The organism is Thermus aquaticus, from assembly GCF_001280255.1.
GTDB lineage: Bacteria > Deinococcota > Deinococci > Deinococcales > Thermaceae > Thermus > Thermus aquaticus.
The window spans coordinates 1-445 of sequence record NZ_LHCI01000054.1; the positions used below are offsets into that span (position 1 = coordinate 1).

Consider the following 445-nt stretch of genomic DNA (forward strand, 5'->3'; position numbering starts at 1 on the left):
GGCCCCCACGCCGCTAAAAAAGGCGTAGCGGCCCGGGGCGGAAAGCCAAAGGGCCTCCTCCTCCGTGGCCTTGGGCAGGTGGTAGACCACCTTGCCCACAAAGCCCACGGTGTCCACCTCCGTCCTGGCCATCTGGGTCCTCCCCTCCAGGAAGCGGACCGTGGTCCTCTCCAGAAGGGCCTCCCGGACCTGTTGGGGCGCCTTCAAAGGGCCAAAGGCCTCGAGCCTCCTCAGGAGGCTCTCCAAGACCAAGCGGGGCTCGGGCAGGGGATACTGCACCCCCTTGCGGCGGAAGAAGGTGGGGCTATAAAACCTTAGGGGCAGATTGGGGCTATGGGGCCCCTGGAAGAGGCGGGCGGAGGGGGGGGGGGCCGCCCCGGGGGGGGCCCCCCGCCACACCGCCCGGACCCCGGAGGGGCCGCCCCGGCGCCCCCCCCCGCCCCCC

Annotated in this window: 1 protein-coding gene; it reads right to left on the reverse strand. The window is 72.1% G+C overall.

What is annotated here, in order from left to right:
- On the reverse strand, window positions 1–445 hold a 445-nt coding region (gene cas6 / locus BVI061214_RS00330), incomplete at both ends, for a CRISPR system precrRNA processing endoribonuclease RAMP protein Cas6 (protein WP_248841678.1).